This window comes from Ornithinimicrobium cerasi, from assembly GCF_003702705.1.
GTDB lineage: Bacteria > Actinomycetota > Actinomycetes > Actinomycetales > Dermatophilaceae > Ornithinicoccus > Ornithinicoccus cerasi.
The window spans coordinates 82,648-104,313 of record NZ_QZMN01000002.1; the positions used below are offsets into that span (position 1 = coordinate 82,648).

Annotated in this window: 24 protein-coding genes; 6 read left to right on the plus strand and 18 right to left on the minus strand. The window is 74.0% G+C overall.

Annotated features, from left to right (window positions below; translation table 11 throughout):
• Nucleotides 1-11 precede the first annotated feature (11 nt).
• The 3 genes from rdgB to D4B81_RS02330 are packed head-to-tail and all read right to left on the minus strand — an operon-like array spanning nt 12 to nt 2,288.
• Nucleotides 12-641, minus strand: coding sequence for an RdgB/HAM1 family non-canonical purine NTP pyrophosphatase (gene rdgB / locus D4B81_RS02320; protein WP_237565761.1), 630 nt, complete (start codon nt 639-641; stop codon nt 12-14).
• Nucleotides 642-648: 7 nt separating this feature from the next.
• Nucleotides 649-1,449: a ribonuclease PH gene (rph, locus tag D4B81_RS02325; protein WP_122260917.1), complete on the minus strand. Its 801-nt coding sequence runs from the start codon at nt 1,447-1,449 to the stop codon at nt 649-651.
• Nucleotides 1,450-1,484: 35 nt separating this feature from the next.
• Nucleotides 1,485-2,288 (minus strand): LLM class F420-dependent oxidoreductase, encoded by an 804-nt coding sequence (locus tag D4B81_RS02330; protein WP_122260918.1) that lies wholly within the window; start codon nt 2,286-2,288, stop codon nt 1,485-1,487.
• Nucleotides 2,289-2,322: 34 nt separating this feature from the next.
• Here D4B81_RS02330 and D4B81_RS02335 point away from each other — a divergent pair, with 34 nt between their 5' ends.
• Nucleotides 2,323-2,610, plus strand: a complete 288-nt coding sequence (locus D4B81_RS02335; RefSeq protein WP_122261111.1) for a DUF7218 family protein — start codon at nt 2,323-2,325, stop codon at nt 2,608-2,610.
• Here D4B81_RS02335 and yczE read toward each other — a convergent pair.
• Nucleotides 2,585-3,295, minus strand: coding sequence for a membrane protein YczE (gene yczE, locus D4B81_RS17955; protein ID WP_161964963.1), 711 nt, complete (start codon nt 3,293-3,295; stop codon nt 2,585-2,587). The genes D4B81_RS02335 and yczE overlap by 26 nt on opposite strands.
• A gap of 106 nt (nt 3,296-3,401) precedes the next feature.
• Here yczE and yczR point away from each other — a divergent pair, with 106 nt between their 5' ends.
• A complete protein-coding gene (yczR, locus tag D4B81_RS02345; protein ID WP_237565762.1) occupies nt 3,402-4,859 on the plus strand; it encodes a MocR-like transcription factor YczR in 1,458 nt (485 codons plus the stop codon).
• A 96-nt stretch (nt 4,860-4,955) separates the two neighbouring features.
• Nucleotides 4,956-6,242, plus strand: coding sequence for an MFS transporter (locus D4B81_RS02350; protein WP_202613537.1), 1,287 nt, complete (start codon nt 4,956-4,958; stop codon nt 6,240-6,242).
• Nucleotides 6,243-6,515: 273 nt separating this feature from the next.
• On the opposite strand, the gene D4B81_RS02355 is transcribed toward D4B81_RS02350, so the two are convergent.
• From D4B81_RS02355 to D4B81_RS02375, 5 genes are read right to left on the minus strand one after another with little or no spacing between them, the layout of a single operon-like run.
• A complete protein-coding gene (locus D4B81_RS02355) occupies nt 6,516-8,180 on the minus strand; it encodes a molybdopterin-dependent oxidoreductase (RefSeq protein WP_122260920.1) in 1,665 nt (554 codons plus the stop codon).
• A gap of 3 nt (nt 8,181-8,183) precedes the next feature.
• Nucleotides 8,184-8,672, minus strand: coding sequence for a hypothetical protein (locus D4B81_RS02360; protein WP_202613538.1), 489 nt, complete (start codon nt 8,670-8,672; stop codon nt 8,184-8,186).
• 1 nt (nt 8,673) lies between these two features.
• Nucleotides 8,674-9,183 carry a cupredoxin domain-containing protein gene (locus D4B81_RS02365; protein WP_161964964.1) on the minus strand — a complete coding sequence of 170 codons (510 nt, stop codon included), beginning with the start codon at nt 9,181-9,183 and terminating at the stop codon, nt 8,674-8,676.
• Nucleotides 9,184-9,238: 55 nt separating this feature from the next.
• Nucleotides 9,239-9,922, minus strand: a complete 684-nt coding sequence (locus tag D4B81_RS02370; protein ID WP_122260922.1) for an anti-sigma factor — start codon at nt 9,920-9,922, stop codon at nt 9,239-9,241.
• Nucleotides 9,915-10,493, minus strand: a complete 579-nt coding sequence (locus D4B81_RS02375) for an RNA polymerase sigma factor (RefSeq protein WP_097186891.1) — start codon at nt 10,491-10,493, stop codon at nt 9,915-9,917. Before D4B81_RS02375 ends, D4B81_RS02370 begins: the two co-directional genes overlap by 8 nt.
• Nucleotides 10,494-10,650: 157 nt before the next feature.
• Here D4B81_RS02375 and D4B81_RS02380 point away from each other — a divergent pair, with 157 nt between their 5' ends.
• A complete protein-coding gene (locus D4B81_RS02380) occupies nt 10,651-11,235 on the plus strand; it encodes a hypothetical protein (protein ID WP_122260923.1) in 585 nt (194 codons plus the stop codon).
• Nucleotides 11,236-11,306: 71 nt separating this feature from the next.
• Here the strand turns inward: D4B81_RS02380 and D4B81_RS02385 are convergent, their stop codons facing one another.
• The 4 genes from D4B81_RS02385 to D4B81_RS02400 are packed head-to-tail and all read right to left on the minus strand — an operon-like array spanning nt 11,307 to nt 14,544.
• Nucleotides 11,307-12,065 (minus strand): MBL fold metallo-hydrolase, encoded by a 759-nt coding sequence (locus tag D4B81_RS02385; protein WP_122260924.1) that lies wholly within the window; start codon nt 12,063-12,065, stop codon nt 11,307-11,309.
• Nucleotides 12,066-12,108: 43 nt separating this feature from the next.
• Entirely contained in the window at nt 12,109-12,885 is a 777-nt protein-coding gene (locus D4B81_RS02390) for a methyltransferase domain-containing protein (protein WP_122260925.1), read from the minus strand.
• Between the two features lie 51 nt (nt 12,886-12,936).
• Entirely contained in the window at nt 12,937-13,755 is an 819-nt protein-coding gene (gene murI / locus D4B81_RS02395; protein WP_097186894.1) for a glutamate racemase, read from the minus strand.
• Nucleotides 13,756-13,761: 6 nt separating this feature from the next.
• Nucleotides 13,762-14,544, minus strand: coding sequence for a fumarylacetoacetate hydrolase family protein (locus tag D4B81_RS02400; RefSeq protein ID WP_122260926.1), 783 nt, complete (start codon nt 14,542-14,544; stop codon nt 13,762-13,764).
• A gap of 136 nt (nt 14,545-14,680) precedes the next feature.
• On the opposite strand from D4B81_RS02400, the gene D4B81_RS02405 reads away from it, so the two are divergent.
• Together D4B81_RS02405 and D4B81_RS02410 are read left to right on the plus strand one after the other, a co-directional pair.
• Nucleotides 14,681-16,021 (plus strand): S8 family peptidase, encoded by a 1,341-nt coding sequence (locus D4B81_RS02405; protein ID WP_122260927.1) that lies wholly within the window; start codon nt 14,681-14,683, stop codon nt 16,019-16,021.
• 63 nt (nt 16,022-16,084) lie between these two features.
• On the plus strand, nt 16,085-16,954 hold the full coding sequence (locus D4B81_RS02410; protein WP_122260928.1) for a 3-methyladenine DNA glycosylase: 870 nt from the start codon (nt 16,085-16,087) through the stop codon (nt 16,952-16,954).
• Here the strand turns inward: D4B81_RS02410 and D4B81_RS02415 are convergent.
• From D4B81_RS02415 to D4B81_RS02435, 5 genes are read right to left on the minus strand one after another with little or no spacing between them, the layout of a single operon-like run.
• Nucleotides 16,939-18,045: a branched-chain amino acid aminotransferase gene (locus tag D4B81_RS02415; protein ID WP_122260929.1), complete on the minus strand. Its 1,107-nt coding sequence runs from the start codon at nt 18,043-18,045 to the stop codon at nt 16,939-16,941. The genes D4B81_RS02410 and D4B81_RS02415 overlap by 16 nt on opposite strands.
• Nucleotides 18,046-18,073: 28 nt before the next feature.
• Nucleotides 18,074-18,955: a ketol-acid reductoisomerase gene (locus D4B81_RS02420; RefSeq protein WP_122260930.1), complete on the minus strand. Its 882-nt coding sequence runs from the start codon at nt 18,953-18,955 to the stop codon at nt 18,074-18,076.
• A gap of 34 nt (nt 18,956-18,989) precedes the next feature.
• Nucleotides 18,990-19,814: an ABC transporter permease gene (locus D4B81_RS02425; RefSeq protein WP_122260931.1), complete on the minus strand. Its 825-nt coding sequence runs from the start codon at nt 19,812-19,814 to the stop codon at nt 18,990-18,992.
• Complete coding sequence (locus D4B81_RS02430) at nt 19,811-20,695, minus strand: ABC transporter permease (RefSeq protein ID WP_237565763.1); 885 nt, start codon at nt 20,693-20,695, stop codon at nt 19,811-19,813. Before D4B81_RS02430 ends, D4B81_RS02425 begins: the two co-directional genes overlap by 4 nt.
• Nucleotides 20,688-21,575, minus strand: coding sequence for an ABC transporter ATP-binding protein (locus tag D4B81_RS02435; protein WP_202613554.1), 888 nt, complete (start codon nt 21,573-21,575; stop codon nt 20,688-20,690). Before D4B81_RS02435 ends, D4B81_RS02430 begins: the two co-directional genes overlap by 8 nt.
• Nucleotides 21,576-21,666: the final 91 nt, after the last annotated feature.

Sequence of the window (21,666 nt, forward strand, 5' to 3'; positions counted from 1 at the left end):
CACCGTCCGGGCTACGGCAGGAGGTGGACCAGGTCCTCGGCGAGGGCCCGAAAGGCCTGCCCGCGGTGGGAGACCGCGTTCTTCTCCTCGGCGGAGTGCTCGGCGAGGGTCCGGCCGTCGGGGCGGACGAGCAGCGGGTCGTAGCCGAAGCCGTTGCCCCCGCGCGGCGCCCGGGCCAGGACGCCGCGGCAGTGTCCCTCGCGCACCACCTGCGCCCCGTCCGCGGTCACCAGCGCTGCCGCGCACACGAAGCCGGCATCCCGGTGCTCGTCGGGGACGTCGGCGAGCTGGGCCAGGAGCAGCCGGTTGTTCGCCTCGTCGCGGTCGAGCCCCGCGATCTCGGCCAGCGGCCCCGCCCACCGGGCGGAGAAGACCCCCGGCGACCCGCCGAGCACGTCCACCGCCAGCCCGGAGTCGTCGGCGAGCGCGGGCAGGCCGGTGGCGCGGGCGGCATACCGGGCCTTGATGAGCGCGTTGTCGGCGAAGGTGACCCCGGACTCGACGACGTCCTCGAGCCCGTCGAAGGAGTCCAGCCCGACGAGCTCGAGCCCCGCCGTCTCCAGCGCGACCGCGAGGATCTCGCGCAGCTCGACGACCTTGTGCGCGTTGCGCGTCGCGAGGACCAGGCGGGGGTCCCTCACCGCGGGCTCACCACGTGGGCGGGCCCTGGTCGACGTCGGCGCCGACCTCATGGGCGTCGGCGCCCCCCATGTCGTCGGCGCCGAAGGCCGCGGCCTGGCGCGCCGTGAGCTCGGCGCACCCCTCCGCCGCCAGGTCGAGCAGCGCGTCGAGCAGCTCCCGGTCGAACGGGACGCCCTCGGCCGTGCCCTGCAGCTCGACGAACCGCCCGTCCCCGGTCATCACGACGTTCATGTCGGTGTCCGCGCCGGCGTCCTCCTCGTAGTCGAGGTCGAGCACCGGCTCCCCGTCGACGATGCCGACGCTGACCGCGCACACCGACCCGGTGATCGGCTCGGCGTCCGCGGCGATGAGCCCCTTCGCGCGGGCCGCCTCGACCGCGTCGACCAGGGCGACGTAGGCGCCGGTGACGGCGGCGGTGCGGGTGCCGCCGTCGGCCTGGAGCACGTCGCAGTCGAGCTGGAGGGTGTTCTCACCGAGCGCCCCGAGGTCGACCACCGCCCGCAGCGAGCGCCCGATGAGCCGGCTGATCTCGTGGGTCCGGCCGCCGATGCGGCCCTTGACCGACTCGCGGTCGGAGCGGGTGTGCGTGGCGCGCGGCAGCATGGCGTACTCCGCCGTGGTCCAGCCCTGCCCGGAGCCCTTGCGCCAGCGCGGGACCCCCTCGGTGAACGACGCGGCGCACAGCACCCGCGTCCGGCCGAACTCGACCAGCACGCTGCCCTCGGCGTGGTCGAGCCAGTTGCGGGTGATGCGGATGTCGCGGAGCTGGTCGGGGGTGCGGCCGTCGTGGCGGGAGCCGGTCGTCATGCCCTCAGCGTATGCCGTGCCGTTCCCCCGACGCCTCAGCCGTTGCGCGCATCCCGCCAGGCCAGCCAGGCGTCCAGCTCGTGGAGCGCGAAGTCAGGCCCGTCGGCGCTGATCGTGAACAACCGGGCCCCGGCGTCGTGCAGCTCCTGCGCCTGCTCCCCCGGGGTCCCGCGCACCGCGGTGGAGACCTCCACCTCGCTCATGTCGCGCCCCACGTCGTCGCCGTGCCGACGCAGGATCTCGAGCTTGCGGCGCAGCGTGTCCACGTCCGAGAAGGAATGCCAGATGGTCGCGTGCTCGGCGACGATGCGCAGCGTCTTGCGCTCGCCGCCGCCACCGACGAGCACCGGGATCGGACGGGTGGGCGCGGGGTTGAGCCGTGCCCAGCGGTCCCGGATCCGCGGCATCGCCTCGGCGAGGGCGTCCAGCCGCGAGCCGGCGGTGCCGAACTCGTAGCCGTACTCGTCGTAGTCGCGCTCGAACCAGCCGGACCCGATGCCGAGGATCAGCCGGCCCGGGCCGTCCTCCCCCGCGCTGATGTGGTCGACGGTCCGCGCCATGTCAGCCAGCAGGTCGGGGTTGCGGTAGGAGTTGCACGTCACGAGCGCGCCGATCTCGGCGTGCTCCGTCTGCTCGGCCCAGGCCGCCAGCATCGTCCAGCACTCGAAGTGCTCGCCATCTGGCGGGCCGCTGAGCGGGTAGAAGTGGTCCCAGTTGAAGATCACGTCGACGCCCGCCTCGTCGAGGCGCCGCACCGCGGCCCGCAGCTGCGCGTAGGAGGCGTGCTGCGGCTGCAGCTGGACGCCCAGGCGGGTGGGGCGGTCGGTCGGTGTCGGCATGCGTCCCAGCCTGCCACGGCATACCGTCGAGGGCATGGCACCGAGGAACGACGGCAAGCGCGAGGATCCCGGCCCCAGCGTGAAGGACCCGGAGGTCTACGAGGCCCTGCGCGAGGACGGCGCGAGCAAGGAGAAGGCGGCGCGGATCGCCAACGCGGCCGCCAACAGCTCCCGCTCGGAGGTCGGCGAGCGCGGCGGTCACGCCGAGAGCTACGAGGACCGGACGGTCGAGGAGCTGCGGGACCGGGCCGGAGAGCTGGACATCCAGGGTCGGTCCTCGATGACCAAGGACGAGCTCATCGACGCTCTCCGGAACCGCTGACCGGCTCCAGCGGCACGACGAACCACGGCAGCATCGCCTGGGTGATCGGCCCGATGACCAGCGCGTAGGCGACCGTCGCCAGGCCCAGCACGCCACCGAGCGCCCACCCGACCAGCACGACCGCCACCTCGAGCGAGGTGCGCACCAGCCGGATCGACCGGCCGGTGCGACGCGCGAGCCCGGTCATCAGGCCGTCCCGCGGCCCCGGACCGAGCTGCGCGCCGATGTACATCGCCGTGGCCATCCCGTTGAGCAGCAGCCCGGCCACGACCAGCAGCAGCCGGGGTGCGAGCCCGTCGACCGCGGGGATGAGCGCGATCGCCGGGTCGACGACGACGCCGATGAGCACGGCGTTGGCCACCGTCCCCAGACCCGGAGCCTGACGGATCGGGATCCACAGGAGCAGCACGACCACGGACACCGCGATCACCACCTGCCCGAAGGTCAGCGGGACGTGCCGGGCAACGCCCTGGTGGAGCACGTCCCAGGGCATGACGCCCAGCGTCCCGCGCACGAGCAGGGCCATCGACACGGCGTAGAGCACCAGTCCGACGACGAGCTGCGGCAGCCGCCGGCCCAGACGCCCGGCGCGTAGCTGCTGCAGCGGCCCGTGCCCGGTGAGCTGGCGGCGAGGGTCGGCGGCGCGGGCGCGGGCCCGCTCGGCGGTCATGGACCAAGCGTTCATGAGCCCCACCCTGCCCGCGACTGGACCTCACCTCCATAGCCACTTTCCGGCCGGTGGCCCTCAGGTGGCTATGGACACCCAGTCCACTTCCCACCACCCTGGGGGTATGCCGCGTCTCGTCACCGCCACCCGCGTCGCCTCCCTCGTCGGTCCGCTCGTGGACCGCGGCGACGCCCCGGCCTACTCCCGGCTCGCCGACGCGCTGCGCCAGGTCATCGCCGACGGCCGGATCCCGCAGGGCACCCGCCTCCCCTCCGAGCGAGACCTCACCGGCCCGGTCGGTCTGAGCCGGACCACCGTCACCCGGGCCTACGCCGAGCTGCGGGAGCAGGGTTACGTCCTCACCCGACGCGGCTCAGGCAGCGTCGCCCGCGTCCCGGACGTCCCCGGCGGCCGGGTCGACCACCTCCTGGCGCCCAGCAGCCTCGGCGACGACGGGCGCGTCGTCGACCTCACCTGCACCGCCCAGGGCGCCCCGAGCGGGCTCGTGGAGGCCTACCAGCGGGCGCTCGAGCAGCTCCCGACCTACCTCCAGGGCACCGGCTACTACCCCAGCGGCCTGCCCGCCCTCCGCGAGCGCATCGCCGCCCGGTTCACCGCACGCGGCCTGCCCACCGACGCCGACCAGGTCCTCGTCACGGCCGGTGCGCTGGCCGCGGTCGCCACGGCCTGCGGCCCCCTCGTCGGACGCCGCGCGCCGGTCCTCGTCGAGAGCCCGACCTACCCCAACGTCGTCGCCGCCCTCCAGGGCGCCGGTGCCCGGCTGGTCGCCCACCCCCTGGACCACCTCACCCAGGACTGGGACGTCCCGGGGCTGGCCGCCGCGGTCCGCGCGAGCGGCGCGCGGGCGGCATACCTGATCCCGGACTTCCACAACCCCACGGGTGCGCTGATGGGCGCCGGGCAGCGTGCCGAGGTCGCGCGGGTGCTGCGCGGCGCCGGCGTGGTCGCGGTGATCGACGAGTCGCTCGTCGACCTGTCGCTGGAGGGTCAGGTGATGCCGGGCCCGCTCGGCGCGCACCTGCCCACGGCGGTGACCGTCGGCAGCGCCAGCAAGAGCCTGTGGGGCGGGCTGCGGGTGGGGTGGCTGCGGGCGCCGCGCGGGCGCGTGGACGAGTTCGCCTCCAGCCGGCTGCGCCTCGACCTCGGCGCCCCGGTCATGGAGCAGCTCGTCGTGACCCACCTGCTGGACCGGTACGACGAGATCCTGGCCGAGCGTCGCGCCCACCTGCGCGAGGGCCGGGACGCGCTGGTCGCCGGGCTGGCGCGCCACCTGCCCGACTGGCGGGTGCGTGTGCCGGCGGGCGGCATGGCGCTGTGGTGCGCGCTGCCCTCCCCCGGCTCGACGGCGCTGGCGGTCGCGGCCCGCTCGCACGGCGTCGTGCTCGCCGCGGGACCGGCGTTCGCCCCGGCAGGAGGCATGGACGGCTGGGTCCGGCTGCCCTACTCGCTGCCCGCGGACCAGCTGGCGGGGGTGCCCGAGCGGCTGGCCGCCGCCTGGGACGACGTGGTGCGGGGTCGCGTCCGGCCCGGGCTCGCCGGCGCGCGTCGGATCATCGCCTGAGACCGCGTACACTGGAGGTGTTGCTAAGGGTTTCGCGCGCCGGGTGGCTGGGACGGCGCGCACGTCCATCGACGGACCTGTCGAAAGGCGACCCCCGTGTCACCCACCCAGTCCTACCACCAGCTCTTCGCCCTGACCGGGCCCCTCTACATCGCGATCGCCTTCGTCGGCCGGATCCCGCTGGCGATGTCGCAGATCGCCTCCCTCCTCGCCGTCTCGGCAGCGACCGGGTCCTACACCGCCGGCGGCGCGACCGCCGGTGCGCTGGCCGTCGCCAACGCCGTGGGTGCCCCGGTGGCCGGTGCCCTCACCGACCGGGTCGGTCAGCGCTCCGTCCTCCTCGTGCAGAGCGTCCTGGGCACCCTCGGCCTCGCCGCGCTGGCCCTCCTCACCGCGACGCACACCGCCGGCGAGGCGTGGTGGCCGCTCCCCCTCGTCGCCGCGCTCGGCGGGGCCTTCGTCCCGCAGGTGGGCACCATGGCGCGGGTGCGCTGGCGCCCCATCAGCCGCGCCTCGCGGTCGCAGGACCCGCGCGTCATGGACGCCGCCTTCTCCTACGAGGGCGCGGCGGACGAGGCGTCCTTCGTGCTCGGCCCGGCCCTCGTCGGCGTCATCGCCGCGGTGGCCGCCCCGGTGACCTCGCTCGTGGTGGCCGCCCTCCTGCTCGGTGCCTTCGGCACCTGGTTCGCGATCCACCCGACCGGTGCGCTCGTCGGCCCGTCACCCCGCGCCACCACCGCCACGCGGGGGCGCCTGATCACCCCAGCGCTGCTCGTCCTGGGCGCCACCCAGCTGAGCATCGGGATGCTCTTCGGGTCCGTCCAGACCGGCACCTCGGTGCTCACGACGCAGGCGGGCAACCCGGGTCTGACCGGTCTCTTCCACGCGCTCCTGGGGGTCGGCAGCGTCCTCGCCGGGCTCGCCGTCGTGGCGCTGCCCGAGCGGTACGGCTACGTCCTGCGCCTGCGCTGGTTCGCCGCCGCCCTCGTCCTGCTGGCGCTGCCGCTCCTCGCCGTCGACACGCTGGGCGGGCTGGCCCTGGTGCTGCTCGGCCTGGGCTTCGCGGTCGCCCCGTCGATGATCACCACCTTCACCCTCGCCGAGCGCGTCACGCCGGTCCGCCGGCTGGGTGCCGCGATGACGCTCCTCGCCGCCGCCACCGGGACCGGGTATGCCGTGGGCGCCGCCCTCGCCGGACGCCTCGCCGACCTCGGCGGGCACGCCCCGGCCTTCGCGGTGACGGTGGTCGCGACCGTGCTCGCGCTCGCGCTGGCCCTGCTGGGCGGGCGTGTCGTGCGGCGCTCCCCGGGGGCGCAGGCGGAGCTGGCGGACCGGGCCGGCAGCACGGTCCCCGAGACCGCCGAGCTCGAGCCCGTCGGCTGAGCCGAGCTCCCTGACCCGAGCTCCTCGGGGCCATCACGGGCGCGCCGGACGGGGTGCGATGCGATCGATGTGCGCGGCTGTCGCTGGCCGCCATCGATGTGCGCGGCTGTCGTGTCACGAGCAACGCCCTGGCGACCACCGTGACACGAGAGCGCCTTCCCAGGGTGGCTCGCAGGTGCGGTGGGCGCCCGGGTGAGGTGGGGGCGGGCAGGGTGGGCGCCCGGGTGAGGTGGGCGGGGTGGCGCGGGGTGGGCGCGCGGGTGGGGCCCCCGGTCAGCCCACCGAGACCCGGACGGTGTGCCAGCCGCTGGCGCCGTCCGGCGCCGGAGGGGCGGGCAGGTCGGTCTGCACCTCGCCGGCCCCGTCGGTGGCCCGCACGCTGAGGACATGCTCGCCGGTGGTCGCGTCGGGCCAGGTCCAGCGCCACAGCCGCCAGGCGTCGACGCTGGGCTCCTCGAGCAGCTGCGCCTCCTGCCAGGGCCCGTCGTCGACCCGCACCTCGACCGCCGTCACGCCCCGGTGCTGGGCCCACGCGACACCGGCGACCGTCACCTCGCCCGGCCCCACCGTGTCCCGCGCCCGCGGCACGTCGATCCGCGACGCCGTCTTGATCGGCCCACGCTCGGCCCAGCCGCGCGGCGTCCAGTAGCCCTCGTCCGCGTCGAACCTCGTCACCTTGAGCTCGGTGACCCACTTGGTCGCGGACACGTAGCCGTAGAGGCCGGGCACCACGAGCCGCACCGGGAACCCGTGCTCCGGCGGCAGCGGCTCGCCGTTCATCGCGACGGCGATGAGCGCGTCCCGGTCGTCGGTGAGCACCTCGAGCGGGGTGCCCGCCGTCCAGCCGTCCACGCTGCGCGAGAGCACCATGTCGGCCTCCGGCTGCACCCCGGCGCGCGCCAGCAGCTCGCGGACCGGCCAGCCCTGCCAGCGGGCGTTGCCGACGAGGTCGCCGCCGACCTGGTTGCTCACGCAGGTGAGCGTGACCAGCGCCTCGACGTGCTCCTCGGCGAGGAGGTCGGCATACGTGATCTCCACCTCCTGGTCAACCAGCCCGGTGACCCGCAGCCGCCACTCGGCGGGGTCCACCCGGGGCACCCGCAACGCGGTGTCGATCCGGTAGAAGGACTCGTTCGGCGTCAGGTATGCCGAGTGGCCGGGGACGTCGCTGACGGCACCGGCGGGGACGGTCACCCGCCGTCGCGGGGCGGGCAGCGACACGGCCCTGGCCACCGCCTGGGCGGCGCGGCCGGCCCCGGCGAGCGCCTGGCCCGCGACCACGCCCAGGGCGCCGAGGACGGTGAGGCCCCCGGCGGTCGCGAGCAGGGTGCGCCGCGAGGGTGCGGACCCCGCCGCGACCCTGCGCGAGCGGTGGTACCCGGCAGTCCCGTTCGCCGGCTCAGCGCCGCGGGTCAGCGCGGTGTGCCGCTGCAGCAGCTCCGACAGCACCCAGGTGCCTGCCAGCACCCCCAGCCCGGTGGGCACCAGGTCCAGCGGTGCGGCTCCCGCCCGGGAGAGCACGGCGGCCACGCCCACGACCCCGACCAGCGCGAAGCCGGACAACCCCACGGTGCGTCGACGCGCCGCCAGCACGCCCAGCCCGGCGCACACCAGGGTGAGCACGAGACCCATGCCGATCCCCAGGGCCAGCTTGTCGGCCGTCCCGAAGGTCGCCACGGCCCAGTCCTTGAGCCACGGCGGCGTGCGGTCGACGAACGCCCCACCCACCGCCAGGAGCGGCGACGGGGTGCCCACCGACCCCAGCCACGACGTCCAGGCAGCCGCGAGCAGCTCCGCGACGCCGAGGGTCACCGCGCCGGCGGCGACGCCGGCGGCCGCGGGGGTCAGCCGCTCCGGCCGGGAGCTGGGCTCAGGACCCGCCGGGTCGACCCCCGAGGGGGCGGGGACGGTGCTGGAGGAGGCGGCGGGCGGGGGCATACCTCAATGGTGCGGGACGAGGCTGCGCGAACGCTGACCACGGCGTGGCGACGTCAGCGCCAGACCCCACAGCGCGAAGCCGGCGGCGAGCGCCTCGCCGACGATGCTGACGACCTTCTCCGGGGACCAGAGGGGGTCGTACATCGACGGGATCGGACCGATCGCCGGCACGTCGACGAAGTGGTAGAGCAGTACCGGCCCGAGCGCGGACAGGGCGACGGCGGCGGCCAGGGCATAGGTCCACCAGCGCGGCAGCACGAGCAGGAGGAGCGCGACCGCGGCCGCGACGGCCCCCTGCAGGCGGAACAGGTTGCCGCCGCCGATCCCGCCGGGCGCCGCGATGTCCATCACCGGAGCCATCCGCAGGTGGACGAAGGCGTCGACGACCAGCCCGAGGACCACGACGGCACGCACCACGACCTCCCGGGTGCCGGTGACGGGAGCGTCACCACGGCGGGAGTCGGCCCGGGTGGCCGCGCGGCCGGTGGTCATCTCAGCCCTCCTCCACGACGAGGGTGGCCTTCATGTTGGGGTGCGGGCGGCAGAAGAAGGGGAACTCCCCCGCCTCGTCGGGCGCGGTCATGGTGACCTCCTCGCCGGGGCCTACCTGCACGTCGAAGGTCGTCTCGTCGTCCGAGGTGACCGTGTGGCCGACGTTGTCCTCGTTGCGGATGGTGATCTCGGCGCCCGGGGCGACCGAGTCGGGCACCTCGTACTCGAAGTCCGCGATGACGATGGTGACGTCCTCGGCCTCCACCTCGTCGTCGTCCGAGGTCTGGTCGTCGTCAGACGTCGTCGCGTCCGCGCTGGCGTCGGAGGTGGCGGCGTCGGAGGTGGCGGCGTCGGAGGTCTGCGGGGCGATGGTCTCGGTGGTCGGGGCGGCTGCCGGGTCGTCGTCGGTCCCCACGCAGGAGGCGAGGAGGCCGACGGAGAGCACGAGGGCGGAGCCGCGCAGGAGAAGGCGGGGCGCGCCGGGGGCTGGGAGCGGTGTGGTGACGTCCATGGTGGTCATACGGGCGGTCGGGCCGCAGGGATTGCCCTGGACGGGCACCCTCGGGTCAGAGCCGGGCGCTCGCCCAGGTCCGCCCGCTCTCGGCGACCAGCTCGATCCCGGAGACCTCGCCGTCCGCCACCGGCACCACCCAGCTGTTGGGTCGGTCGTCCGAGAGGTCCCACGTGCCCACGTCCCTGCTCGAGCCGTCGGCCAGGCGCAGCCGGCAGGTGTAGGTCCGACCTGCCTGCCCGCCGGTGACGTCGATGACGAGCACGTCGCCGCGGTCGTCGTAGCTCGGCGCGGCGTAACCCACCGTGGTCCCGTCGGCGGTGAGCAGGGCCGCGCTCCAAGGGGTGGGGGTGTCGTCACCCTCACCGGTCAGGTATGCCGTCGCGCCGGCTCCCGCGGCGACGCCCAGCACCGCGGCGGCGGCTGCCCAGAGGACGGTCCGGCGGCTCGGCGGCCGGCCGCCGTCCGGGGCGGGGAGGGCCTGGCCCCGCCGCGCGTCGGCGAGCGTCGCCAGCGCCGCGCTCTCGAAACCGGGCGGCGGAGCGACGCGGGGGACGGCGGGCAGGACCAGCTCGACCGCGTCGGCCACCTCGTCGTACTGCCTCCGGCACGAGGGGCACAGCGCCAGGTGCGCGGTCACCTCGTCGCGCCGGGCACGGTCGGCGTGACCCAGCGCCACCTCCACGAGGTCGTCGTCCTCGGCGTGCCGGTCGTCACGGGGTACCGGCTGCTCAGCCATGCTCCTCCTCCATCACTGCCCGCAGCCGGCGCAGGCCGGTGCGGATACGGGTCTTGGCGGTGCCCAGGGGGATCCCCTCGCGCTGGCCCACCTCGGCGGCGGTGCAGCCCCCCAGGACCGCGAGCACGACCGCCCGGGCCTGCTCCGGGGCGACGGCGTGCAGCCGCCGGACCGCCTGCTCGGTCTCGAGGCGGTGCACGGCGCTCTCCTGCAGGTCTGGCGCGGTCGCGGTGGCGTCCTGGACGAGCTGGCCGAGGAGGTCGTCGTCGGTGGGCGTGCTCCGCCGCGCCCGGACCGCGTCGATCGCCGCGTTGCGGGTGATCGTGAGCAGCCAGGTCAGGACGGAGGCGCGGCGCACGTCATACCCCCCGGCGGCACGCCAGGCGCGCACGAAGACCTCCTGGGCCACGTCCTCGGCCAGGGCGGGGTCACGGGTGATGCCCACGGCCAGCCCGAAGACGGCGCCCTGGAACCGTCGCACGAAGGCCGCCGAGACGGCGGGGTCGTCGAGAGCGAGGCCGGCCAGGAGGGCGGCGTCGTCCGCGCGGTCGGCGCGGGACACGGGGACCATGTCTGAGGGTACGGGCGGGAGCGTCGCGCGGATTGCGGTGTGACGCGGCTGACACGCCGGCGGAGGTGGTCTACGACGTAGGATAGGAGCAGGACGACCGCCTCGGCGGCACCCCGTCCGCCGGTCGCGTCGCCCCTTCGACGAAGGAGTGGGCGTCATGCGTGTCACGGCCAGGATCCTCCGGTGGTCCGCGGCAGGTGTCCTGCTGCTCGTCGCCGTCCTCGGCGCGGTGTTCGCGGCGGGGTATGCGGCACAGGACCAGTCCGTGCTGTTCACCACCGTGGCGGCGGCGGCCTGGGTGGTGGCCGCCGGGGCCCTGGGGTGGCTCGCCCTGCGCGGGACCGGCCTCGCGGTGCCCACGCTGCTCGCGGTCACCGTCGCGGTGGCCGTCGTGGCGGTCCTCGACGCCCGGTTCGACCTCTTCGCGCGGAACACGCGTGGACCGGTCATGACCGTCGCCGTGCTCGCGCTGTTCGTGCCGCTGGCCCTGCTGGGTCTGCGGCGCGCGACCGAGGCCGGCCTGATGCTGCTGCTGGTCGGCGCAGTCCAGCTGCTGAGCTCCGGCCTGCTGCAGTCTGTCGCCGACGGTGAGCCGCAGTGGGGCAGGCTGCTGGCCGGCTCGTCGGGGGTGGTGGTGATCCCGGCGCTGCTCGGCGCGGCGCTCCTCCTCGTCGCGGGGCGGGTGGACCACGACCACGTCAGCTTCCGGAGCACCCCGCACGGGTTCCGCACGGCCCACTGACCGACCTCGGGCGTCCCGGCCGGCTGGTGGCCGGGGCGCCCGCCCACGCCGGGGAGCCCTCGACCCGGCGGCTACACGGTCAGGGTGAGGTCCGGGCGCGCGAGCTCGACCTCCCCGCGCCACACGGGGGCCGCCTCGGCGACGGCCTCCTCGGGACGCGTCCACGGTGGCAGGTGGGTGAGCACCAGCCGCCGCGCGCCGGCGTCCACGGCCGCCTCGGCCGCGCGACGGGCCGTGAGGTGCACGCCGCGGGTGGTGTCCCGGCCCTCGAGGTAGGAGGCCTCGACGAGGGCCAGGTCCGCGTCCGCCAGCAGCGGCCGCAGGCCCGGGCAGCTGTCGGTGTCACCGGAGTAGGCAAGGACCACGCCGTCCGCCTCGACCCGCACCCCGAACGCCGGGACCGTGTGCCGGACGGCGTGCGGGGTGATGCGGAACGGGCCGACCGTGACGGGGACGCTGTCGAGCAGCTCGGAGAACGTCATGCCCCGCATCGGCTCGGGTGCCTCGACGCCGTAGGCGCGGGCCATCCGCTCCCCCGCCCCCGCGGGGGCGTGCACCGCCAGGTCGCCCTCGGCGGGGCGCGGGCCGTGCGCGCGCAGCACCCGCAGGCCGGTGAGGTCGAGGCAGTGGTCGGGGTGGAGGTGGGAGAGGACCACGGCGTCCAGCGCGAGCGGGTCGGTGTGCCGCTGCAGCGCACCGAGAGCGCCCGAGCCCAGGTCGAGGAGGATCCGCCAGGTGCGGCCGGCGTGCTCCGCGGTGACCAGGTAGCAGCTGGCGGGCGAGTCCGGGCCCGGGAGCGACCCGCTGCACCCGACGACGGTGAGGTCCATGGGTCCATGGTGCATGGTGCATGGTCGGCGCACCCTGGTGGCCTCAGCCGCGGCGGGCGACGGCGAAGACCCGGCGGAACGGCAGCACCACCCCGTGCCCCCGGTCCGGGTAGGCCTCCCGGAGCCGGCGGCCGAGCTCGGCCTCGAAGCGGGAGCGCAGGGGCTCCGGCAGCGCCTGGAGCGTGGGCCGTGCCCCGGTGCCGGACACCCAGGTGAGCACGGGGTCCTGGCCCCGCAGGACGTGCAGGTAGGTCGTCTCCCACGCGTCCACCTCGCAGCCGCACGCCTGCAGCACCCGCAGGTAGGTCTGCGCGTCGTGCGCCCGGGGGGTGGCGACGCCCTGGGTGTGGGCCGCGTAGTCGGCCTCGGCGGCCAGGTCGCGGCGGATCGTGTGGCTGGGCTCGTCCATGTTGCCGGGGACCTGGAGGGCGAACCAGCCTCCTGGCGCCACCCGGTCCACGAGGTCCGGGAGCAGCGCCAGGTGGTCCGGGACCCATTGCAGCGCAGAGTTGGTGACGACGACGTCGGAGGGCGGACGCGAGGTCCCGGACCGGGCAAAGTCCTCGATGGTCGCCACCCGGGCGGTGACTCCCTCGACCCGCCGTGCCCGCTCCACCATCTGCGGGCTGGAGTCGAGGCCCAGCACGTCGGCGCCCGGCCACCGCTGCGCCAGCAACCGGGTGAGGTTGCCTGTGCCGCAGCCGAGGTCGACCACGGTGGCCGGGCCGGTCGCGGCGATGCGGGAGAGCAGCTCGACGAACGGCCTCCCGCGCTCGTCGGCGTAGGTCAGGTAGCGGTCCGGGTCCCAGGTGTGGGCCATCGGTGTCTCCTCGGTGGGTGTCCTGACGCTGTCCTCGCCGGGCCGGCCGGCTCAGACCCGCTCCTCGGCCCTCCCGACGAACGCCCGGTGCACCTGCTCGACCTCCGGCCCGAGGAAGCGGCGCGCCAGGAAGGTGAACCCCTGGGGGTCACCGGTGGTCAGCCACTGGTGACCGGGCTCCGCGTCGGGCGGTGCCAGGAGGCCACCGTCGGTGAGCACGCGGAACAGGTCCGCGGCCGTGGCGGCCGCGGAGGAGACCAGCGTCACCCCCTCACCGAGGACGTACTGCAGGGCCGAGGTGAGGAGCGGGTAGTGGGTGCACCCGAGGATGAGGGTGTCGATGCCCTCCTCCTGCAGGGGTGCCAGGTAGTCGCGCGCCGTCCCGATCACCTCCGGCCCGCTGGTGACGCCCGCCTCCACCAGCTCCACGAAGCGCGGGCACGGTCGTGAGAAGACCCGCACGTCGGGCGGGGCGGCGACGAAGCTGTCCAGGTAGGCGCGCGACTGGTGCGTCGCCTCGGTGGAGATCACGCCGATGCGGCCGGAGCGCGTCACCGCCATCGCCCGGCGCACGGCGGGGCGGATCACCTCGACGACCGGCACGTCATACCGCTCCCGGGCGTCGGCGAGCACCGCGGCGGACGCGCTGTTGCAGGCGATGACGAGCGCCTTCACCCCGTGGTCCACGAGCCGGTCGAGGCACTCCAGCGCGTACTGGCGCACCTCGGCGATCGGGCGGGGTCCGTAGGGCGTCCGCGCCGTGTCGCCCAGGTAGAGGACCGACTCCTGCGGCAGCTGGTCGAGGACCTCGCGGGCGACGGTGAGCCCGCCGTAGCCCGAGTCGAAGACCCCGATCGGGGAGTCGGTCATGCCGGCTCAGCCGTGGTCGTCCGCGGCCACGAACGGGTTGGCGAGCACGCCGATCCCCTCGACCTCGACCTCGCAGCGCTGCCCGGCCGTGATCGGTCCGACGCCGGCGGGCGTCCCGGTGAGCAGGATGTCCCCCGGCAGCAGGGTGAAGGCCGCCGAGGCGTGCGCGACGATCTCGGGCACACCGAAGACCATGTCGGCGGTGGTGCCGTCCTGGCGCAGCTCGCCGTCGACCGTCGCGGTCAGCCGCAGGGCGGACACGTCGAGGTCCGTCTCGATCCACGGCCCGATGGGCGTGAAGGTGTCCATGCCTTTGGCCCGCGCCCACTGCCCGTCGCGGCGCTGCAGGTCCCGGGCGGTGACGTCGTTGGCGACCGTGTAGCCGAAGATGACCGACCGCGCGTCCTCGGCGGCGACGTCCTTGCACATCCGGCCGATGACGACGGCCAGCTCCGCCTCGTAGGAGATCTCCTGCGCGAAGGAGGGGATGACGACGGGGTCGTCCGGGCCGCAGACCGAGGTGTTGGGGATGAAGAACATCATCGGCTCCGCCGGCAGCTCGGTGCCCATCTCACGCACGTGGTCGGCGTAGTTGCGCCCGATGGCGACGACCTTGCTCCGTGGGATCACCGGCGCGAGCAGCCGGACCTGGTCGACCTCGAACGTCTCCCCCGTGAGCTCGATCCGGGTGTAGAGCGGGTCCCCGGTGATCTCGGCGATCCTCTCCCCCGCCCCGTCCACCAGCCCGAACCGCGGGTCGTCCCCCGTGATGAATCGACAGATGCGCATGCGCCAAGGGTATGGCGTGCCCGCGCGGCTCTCGCGCGCGGCGGCGCGGGTGCCGGCGAGCGAGGTCTGGACGGCGCGGACTGTCGAGCTGCAGACTGGCGGCACCGCCACTCCGCCACGACCTGAAGGACACCCCATGAAACTCAGGCACGCTGCCGTCGGCCTCGGGGCCGTCAGCCTCCTCGCCGCGGGCGCCGCGCCCGCCGCGCTCGCAGGCCCGGCCGACACGACCTACCTCGTCATCAGCAACAGTCAGACCCTGCCCAAGAACCTCGGCGCGGCCGTGACCAGGGCGGGGGGCACGGTGACCAAGACCTACCCGTTCGGCGTCGCGGTCGTCGAGGCGGGCGCCTCCTTCCGCGGGGTCGCCGGCACCACCGTGGTCCGCGACACGGGTTTCGACGCGGACCTCGGCACCCACGTGGCGTTCGACGCCGAGCAGCTGCCGCCCAGCTCGGGCAACGACGACGCCCGCTTCGACCTGCAGTGGGGTCACGTCCCCGTCGGTGCCGTGGAGGCCTGGGAGGACGGGGTGACGGGCGAGGGGGTGCGCGTCGCGGTGCTGGACACCGGTTTCGACCTGGACCACCCGGACCTCGTACCGAACGTCAACCTGGCGCTCAGCGCGGACATGACCGGTGAGGGGCTCTCCTACGCGCTCCCCGATGCCTTCAGCCACGGCACCCATGTCGCGGGCACGATCGCGGCGGCGGACAACGGGTTCGGGACCATCGGTGTCGCGCCCGACGCCGAGCTGGTGCTGGTCAAGGTGCTGGGCGACGCGGGCTCCGGGTCCTTCGAGGACGTGATCGCCGGCATCGACCATGCGACCGACGTCGACGCCGACGTCATCAACATGTCGCTGGGCGGCCTCGTCCCGCGGACCGAGGACAGCAACGAGGTGACCAAGCTGGCCGACGCCACCTACCGGGCCGTCCGCCACGCCTACCAGAACGGCACGACCGTCGTCGTGGCCGCCGGTAACGACGAGCACGACCTCGACGGTGACGGCAACATCCTCAACCTCCCGGCCTCGGCGCCGCACGCGATCCGGATCTCTGCCTACGCCCCGACCGGCTGGGCCTCGGAGAACTGGGACGGCAACTTCTTCGTCCCGGCCACCTACACGAACTACGGCACGTCCGGCATCACCTTCTCCGGCCCCGGCGGTGACGTCGCCTACCCGACGAACGAGCCGTGCACCGTCGGCGGTGTCACGCAGCCGTGCTGGGTCTTCGACCTCGTCTTCAGCACGGGGTCCAACCTCAACCCGGCCATCGCGTCCTACTACTGGTCCGCAGGCACCTCGATGGCCGCACCGCACGCCGCCGGCGTCGCGGCACTCATCATCAGCGAGCACGGCGGGGAGATGAGGCCGGCCCACGTCGAGCGCGAGATGCGGCTGCGCGCGATCGACGCCGGCAAGCCCGGGACCGACGACTTCCACGGTCGCGGCGCGGTGCACTCCGGTCACTGACCCACGGCCGTCCGACAGCCGCCACCGGGAGCCCCCGGGGGCGGTTGTCTAGTCTGAGGCATCGTGGAGGTGCTTGCCGAGCAGGTATGGCGTGGACGCGCGGCCGCCCACGCGGCCGCCGTCGCGCAGGTGTCCGCCGACCGCGTCGAGCGTCGCGTCTCCGGACGCACCCACCCCGTGGACGACTTCCTCTGGGAGTACTACGCCTTCCGCCCGGCGCAGCTCGCCCGGTGGCACCCGGGTCCGGGCGTGGGCCTCGAGGGCGCCGCCGAGCGTGCCTCCTGGGGCTCCTACCTCGTGGACGGGAGCGGCACGGCATACCTCGACGTCCCCGGGTTCCTCGCCAGACGGGGCCGGACGGTGGAGTTCGTGCGCTCGCTGCTGACCGCGACGCTCGCGCGGCCGGGGCGGTTCGGCTGCTTCGGCCTGCACGAATGGGCGATGGTCTACCGGGCCGACGACCAGGAGGTCCGGCACGGAGGCTGGCCGCTGCGGCTGGGGAGGGCCGGGACCGACGAGGTCGTGGAGTCCCACACCCTCGCGTGCTCGCACGTCGACGCCTACCGGTTCTTCACCCCGGACGCAGCGCCGCGCAACACGCTGACCCCGACCCGCGAGGGGCAGCTGGCGGGTGAGCAGCCGGGTTGCCTGCACGCGGGGATGGACCTCTACAAGTGGTGCTTCAAGCTCGCCCCGGCGGTGCCGTCGGACCTGACGCTGCAGGCCTTCCGGCTGGCCCGCGACGTCCGCGAGCTGGACATGCGCGCGGCGCCGTACGACCTGCGCGGCCTGGGGTACACGCCCGTCCGTATCGAGACGGCCGAGGGCAAGGCGGAGTACGTCGAGGCGCAGCGCGCCTTCACCCAGCGCTCGAACGCGCTGCGCCGCGAGCTCGTGGCGGCCCTGGACGGTCTGGCTCAGACCAGCCGGTAGAGCCAGCCGTGGCTGTCCTCGGCGCGTCCGTACTGGATGTCGAGGAGCTCCTGGCGCAGCGACATCGTCACCTCGTGGGAGTCGGGCATGGTGAGCTCGCCACCGTTCCAGGCCAGCCGTCCCACCGGCGAGATGACCGCAGCGGTGCCGCACGCGAAGACCTCGGTGATCTCGCCGGAGGCCACGCCCTCCCGCCACTCGTCGATGGTGAACTTGCGCTCCTGCACGTCGAGGCCGCGCTCTCGCGCGAGCTCTACGAGCGAGGAACGGGTGACCCCGGCCAGGATGGTGCCGGTGAGCTCCGGGGTGACGACCCGGCCGTCGGCATACACGAAGAAGAGGTTCATGCCGCCGAGCTCCTCGACGTAGCGGTGCTCGGTCGCGTCGAGGAAGACGACCTGGTCGCAGCCGTGCTCGATCCCCTCGGCCTGGGAGGCGAGCGAGGCGGCGTAGTTGCCGCCGCACTTGGCCGCCCCGGTCCCGCCCGGCGCGGCCCGCACGTAGAGGTCGCTCACCCACAGGCTCACCGGGGTGAGCCCACCGGCGAAGTAGGACCCTGCCGGGGAGGCGATCACGCTGAACAGCGCCTTGTTGCTGGGTCGCACACCCAGCGCGGCCTCGGTGGCGATCATGAACGGGCGCAGGTAGAGCGAGGTCTCACCCGACCCGGCCTCCGGCACCCACCCCTGGTCGAGGGTGACGAGCTCCTTGATCGCGTCGAGGAACATCGTCGGCGGCAGCTCGGGCAGCGCCAGCCGGCGGGCCGAGGCGTTGAGCCGCTCGGCGTTGCGCTCGGGCCGGAAGGTCCACACGGACCCGTCCTCGTGCCGGTAGGCCTTCATCCCCTCGAAGATCTCCTGGCCGTAGTGGAACACCGCGGCCGACGGGTCGAGCTGGAGGGGGCCGTAGGGGACGATCCGGGCGTCGTGCCAGCCCTGCCCCTTGTCCCACTCGACCTGCACCATGTGGTCGGTGAAGACCGCGCCGAAGCCGGGGTTCTGCAGGAGCCTGGCGATCTCCTCGGGAGAGGTCCGCGAGCTCGCGTCCCGCTCGGTGACGGCGAAGGAGGTGCTGGGCGACGTCGTAGTCATGGGTCCGAGACTAACCGGACGCCGTGCCTCAGCGGATCCAGCTCATCATGGCGCGCACCCGACGCCCCACGCGCTCCAGCGGGTGCGCGGCCCGGGCCGCCTCCCTGCGGCTGGTCGCGCCGGAGGCCGGGTCGGAGCCGGGCCGGCCGTCCGGGCCGTGCTGCGTCGCGAACCCGCCGTCGACGATCTGGTCGACGCGCTCCTTCAGTCCGTGCACGACCGCCAGGTAGGCCACCTCCTCCTCGACCCCGCGCGCCACCAGCTCCTCGAAGGCGCGCTCGACCATACGCTGCACGGGCGCGTGGAGGTGCGCCTCGGCATACGCCACCGCCTCGGCGTCGTGGGCCAGGGTGGTGACGATCGCGCCGGAGCGCAGCGCGCCCATCGCCGCGGCGTAGGCCGTCAGCGTCGCCCACGCGGCGCCGCTGCCGTCCCGGGCAACGGCCACGAGGGCGGGGCAGCCGCGACCGTCGAGGTACTCGTCGCGGACCCGGTCGCCGTCGCCGACGGCCTTCAGCATGGCCAGGTCGACGCCCTCGGGGACCGCGAGACCCGCCTCGCGGACGATCCCCGCGGAGGTGACGATGACGAGGTCACCGGGCTCGGTGTGCTCGGCGACCAGTCCGCGCAGGGCCGCCGTGTCGTACTCACCGTGCCGCTCGACGGAGCCGGGGAGCAGGACGACGTCGCAGCGGCGCACCGCCTCCTCCGGCGAGGCGACGGACAGGCCCTCGGTCTCGGCGCGGGCGGCCAGCCGCGACTCCGGGGAGACCCCGACCCACACGTCCACCCCGCTGTCGCGCAGGTTGAGCGCGTGCGCGGCGGCCAGCGCGTCGTAGCCGATCACCGCGACCTGCCGGTCCTGCAGGAGGGACAGGTCGGCCGAGTCGGGATCCAGCACGCTGCTCACGTCCCCACCCTACGCACCCGGTCGCCGGGGGAGCTCAGCGGAGGAAGAGGGCCCGCAGCCGCACCGTCGTCAGCCACAGACCGGCCGCGGTCATCCCGACGAAGTAGCCGACGTGGAGCACGGTCATCGCGGTGAGGTGCCCGACCGAGAGCTGCCGCATCAGCTCCACCCCGTGCCACAGGGGCATCGCCATGACGAACCACTGGATCGCCTCGGGGTAGACGCTGATCGGGTAGAGGGTCGCGGAGAAGAGGAACATCGGCAGCATGACGAAGTTCACGACGTCCATCTGCTGGAAGTTCTTCAGGTAGCTCGTGACCGCCATCCCCAGGGCCGCGAAACCGAACGCGATGAGCACCGCGACAGGCACCATCGCCAGCGCCCACCACGACGAGACCAGCCCCATCACGGCGAGCACGCCGAGGAAGCCGAGCGCGTAGACGAAGCCGCGGAAGAGCGCCATGAGGATCTCGCCCAGCGCGACGTCGAGCGGTCCCAGGCTGGTCTGGAGCATCGCCTCGTAGAGACGGGCGAAGCGCAGCTTGAAGAAGACGTTCCACGTCGAGTCGTAGATCGCCCCGTTCATCGCCGACGTCGCCAGCAGTGCCGGCGCGATGTAGGCGGCGTAGGTGATCGGGCGCCCGCCGGGGCCGCTCACCTCGCCCACGAGACCGCCCATCCCGATCCCCATGGCGAGGAGGTAGAAGACCGGCTCGAAGAAGCCGGAGAGGAGGATCATCCAGTTCTGGTTCCTGATGACCGTGAACCCGCGCTCGAGGACCGCCCCGACGTTGCCGGAGGTCAGGCCCGCGAGCACCGGGGGTATGGCGACCCGCCGGGCGGGCGTGGACGTGGTCACGAGCGCAACCTCCGGGTGTAGACGCGCACGGCCAGCACCATGCCTAGGACGGTGAGGCCGAGGAGGAAGGACAGGTGGAGGAGCACCATCGGCAGCGGGACGTCGGCGCCGTAGGTGGCCAGCCGCGCCAGCTGGGTGCCGTGCCAGACCGGGGAGATCCAGCCGATCCACTGCAGGTAGACGGGCATCACCGAGAGCGGGAAGAAGGTGCCCGCGAAGAGGAACATCGGCATGACGAGGAAGCGCTGGATGAAGGCGAACTGGAGTCCCTCGTCCTTGACGGACGCGGCATACGCCTGGAGGGGGGCGCCGAAGGCGGTGGCGCTGAGCACCCCGATCGGGATCACCAGCAGGGAGGTCGACCACCCCGACGGGGTCGCGCCGAAGGCGACCATCACGGCCCAGAAGATGGCCGACTGGAGCACGAAGCGGATGACGACGGCCAGCAGGTGCCCGAGCGCGATCTGCCCCGGCGAGACCGCGCTGGCGAGCGGCCCGTAGTAGAGGCGGTGCCACTTGAAACCGCCCATCACCGGGTAGGTCAGCTCGCCCGAGACCGACATCACCACCGTCGAGACGAGCAGCGCGGGCGCGACGAAGGTGAGGTAGTCGACGCCGTCCACCGAGCCGACCCCGCGGGTGACGAGGGTGCCGAGGCCGACTCCCATCGCGATCATGTAGAGCAGCGGCTGCCCGACCGAGTAGAAGAGGATCGGCCAGAAGTAGGCGCGCATGCCGCGCAGCGTGGTCTCGGCGTAGTACCAGACGCCGAGGCGTCGGGCCCGCTCGGCCATCACCGCGTGCGAGGGGGCGCGTCCGGAGTAGGCGAGCCGGTTGGTGTCCAGCTCGACCCCGCCGGCGCGGGTCTGGGGCTCAGTCAACGAGCGACCTCCCGGTGAGGCGGAGGAAGACGTCCTCCAGCGAGGAGCGGCGGACCAGCGAGGTCACCGGGTGCAGGCCGCGCCGGGTGATCTCCTCCAGCGCCCCCTCGCCGTCCGGGGTGTAGATGAGGATGCGGTCCGGCAGCACCTCGTTGCGCACGCCCACCCCCTCCAGCTCGGCGACGACCTGGGCGTTGCGCTCGGAGCCGAAGCGCACCTCGACGACCTCCCGCGTGGAGTGCTCCCGGATGAGCTGCGCCGGTGAGCCATGGGCCATGATCCGACCCTTGTCGACGACGATGAGGCGGTCGCACAGCTGCTCGGCCTCGTCCATGAAGTGGGTGGTGACCACGAGGGTGGTCCCTGCCTCCTTGAGCCGGAACAACCGGTCCCACAGGATGTGCCTGGCCTGCGGGTCGAGGCCGGTCGTGGGCTCGTCGAGCAGGAGGATCCTCGGCTCGTTGACCAGCCCGCGGGCGATGGTGAGGCGACGCTTCATGCCACCGGAGAGATCGCCGACCTTGGCGGTGGCCTTGGCCTCGAGCTGGGCGAAGGCGAGCAGCTCGTCGGCCTTGGGGCCGAGGTAGGAGCGGGGCAGCCCGAAGTAGCGGCCGTACATGACGAGGTTGTCGCGCACGCGCAGCTCCTCGTCGAGGTTGTCCTGCTGCGGGATGACGCCCAGGTGCGCCCTGACCTCCGGCCCCCTCTCGGCGGGGTCCATCCCGAGCACCTGCAGGGTGCCGCCGGAGCGGTCGAGGGTCCCGCCGATCATCCGCATGGTCGTCGACTTGCCCGCGCCGTTGGGCCCGAGGAGCCCGAAGCTCTCCCCCGGCTGCACCTCGAAATCGATGCTGTCGACGGCCGCGAAGTCGCCGTACATCTTGCGTAGGCCCTCAGCCCGGATCACAGGTGCAGTCACGTCGCAGGATCGTACGTCCGCGGACGGACAGACCCGAAACCGTTTTGGCCGG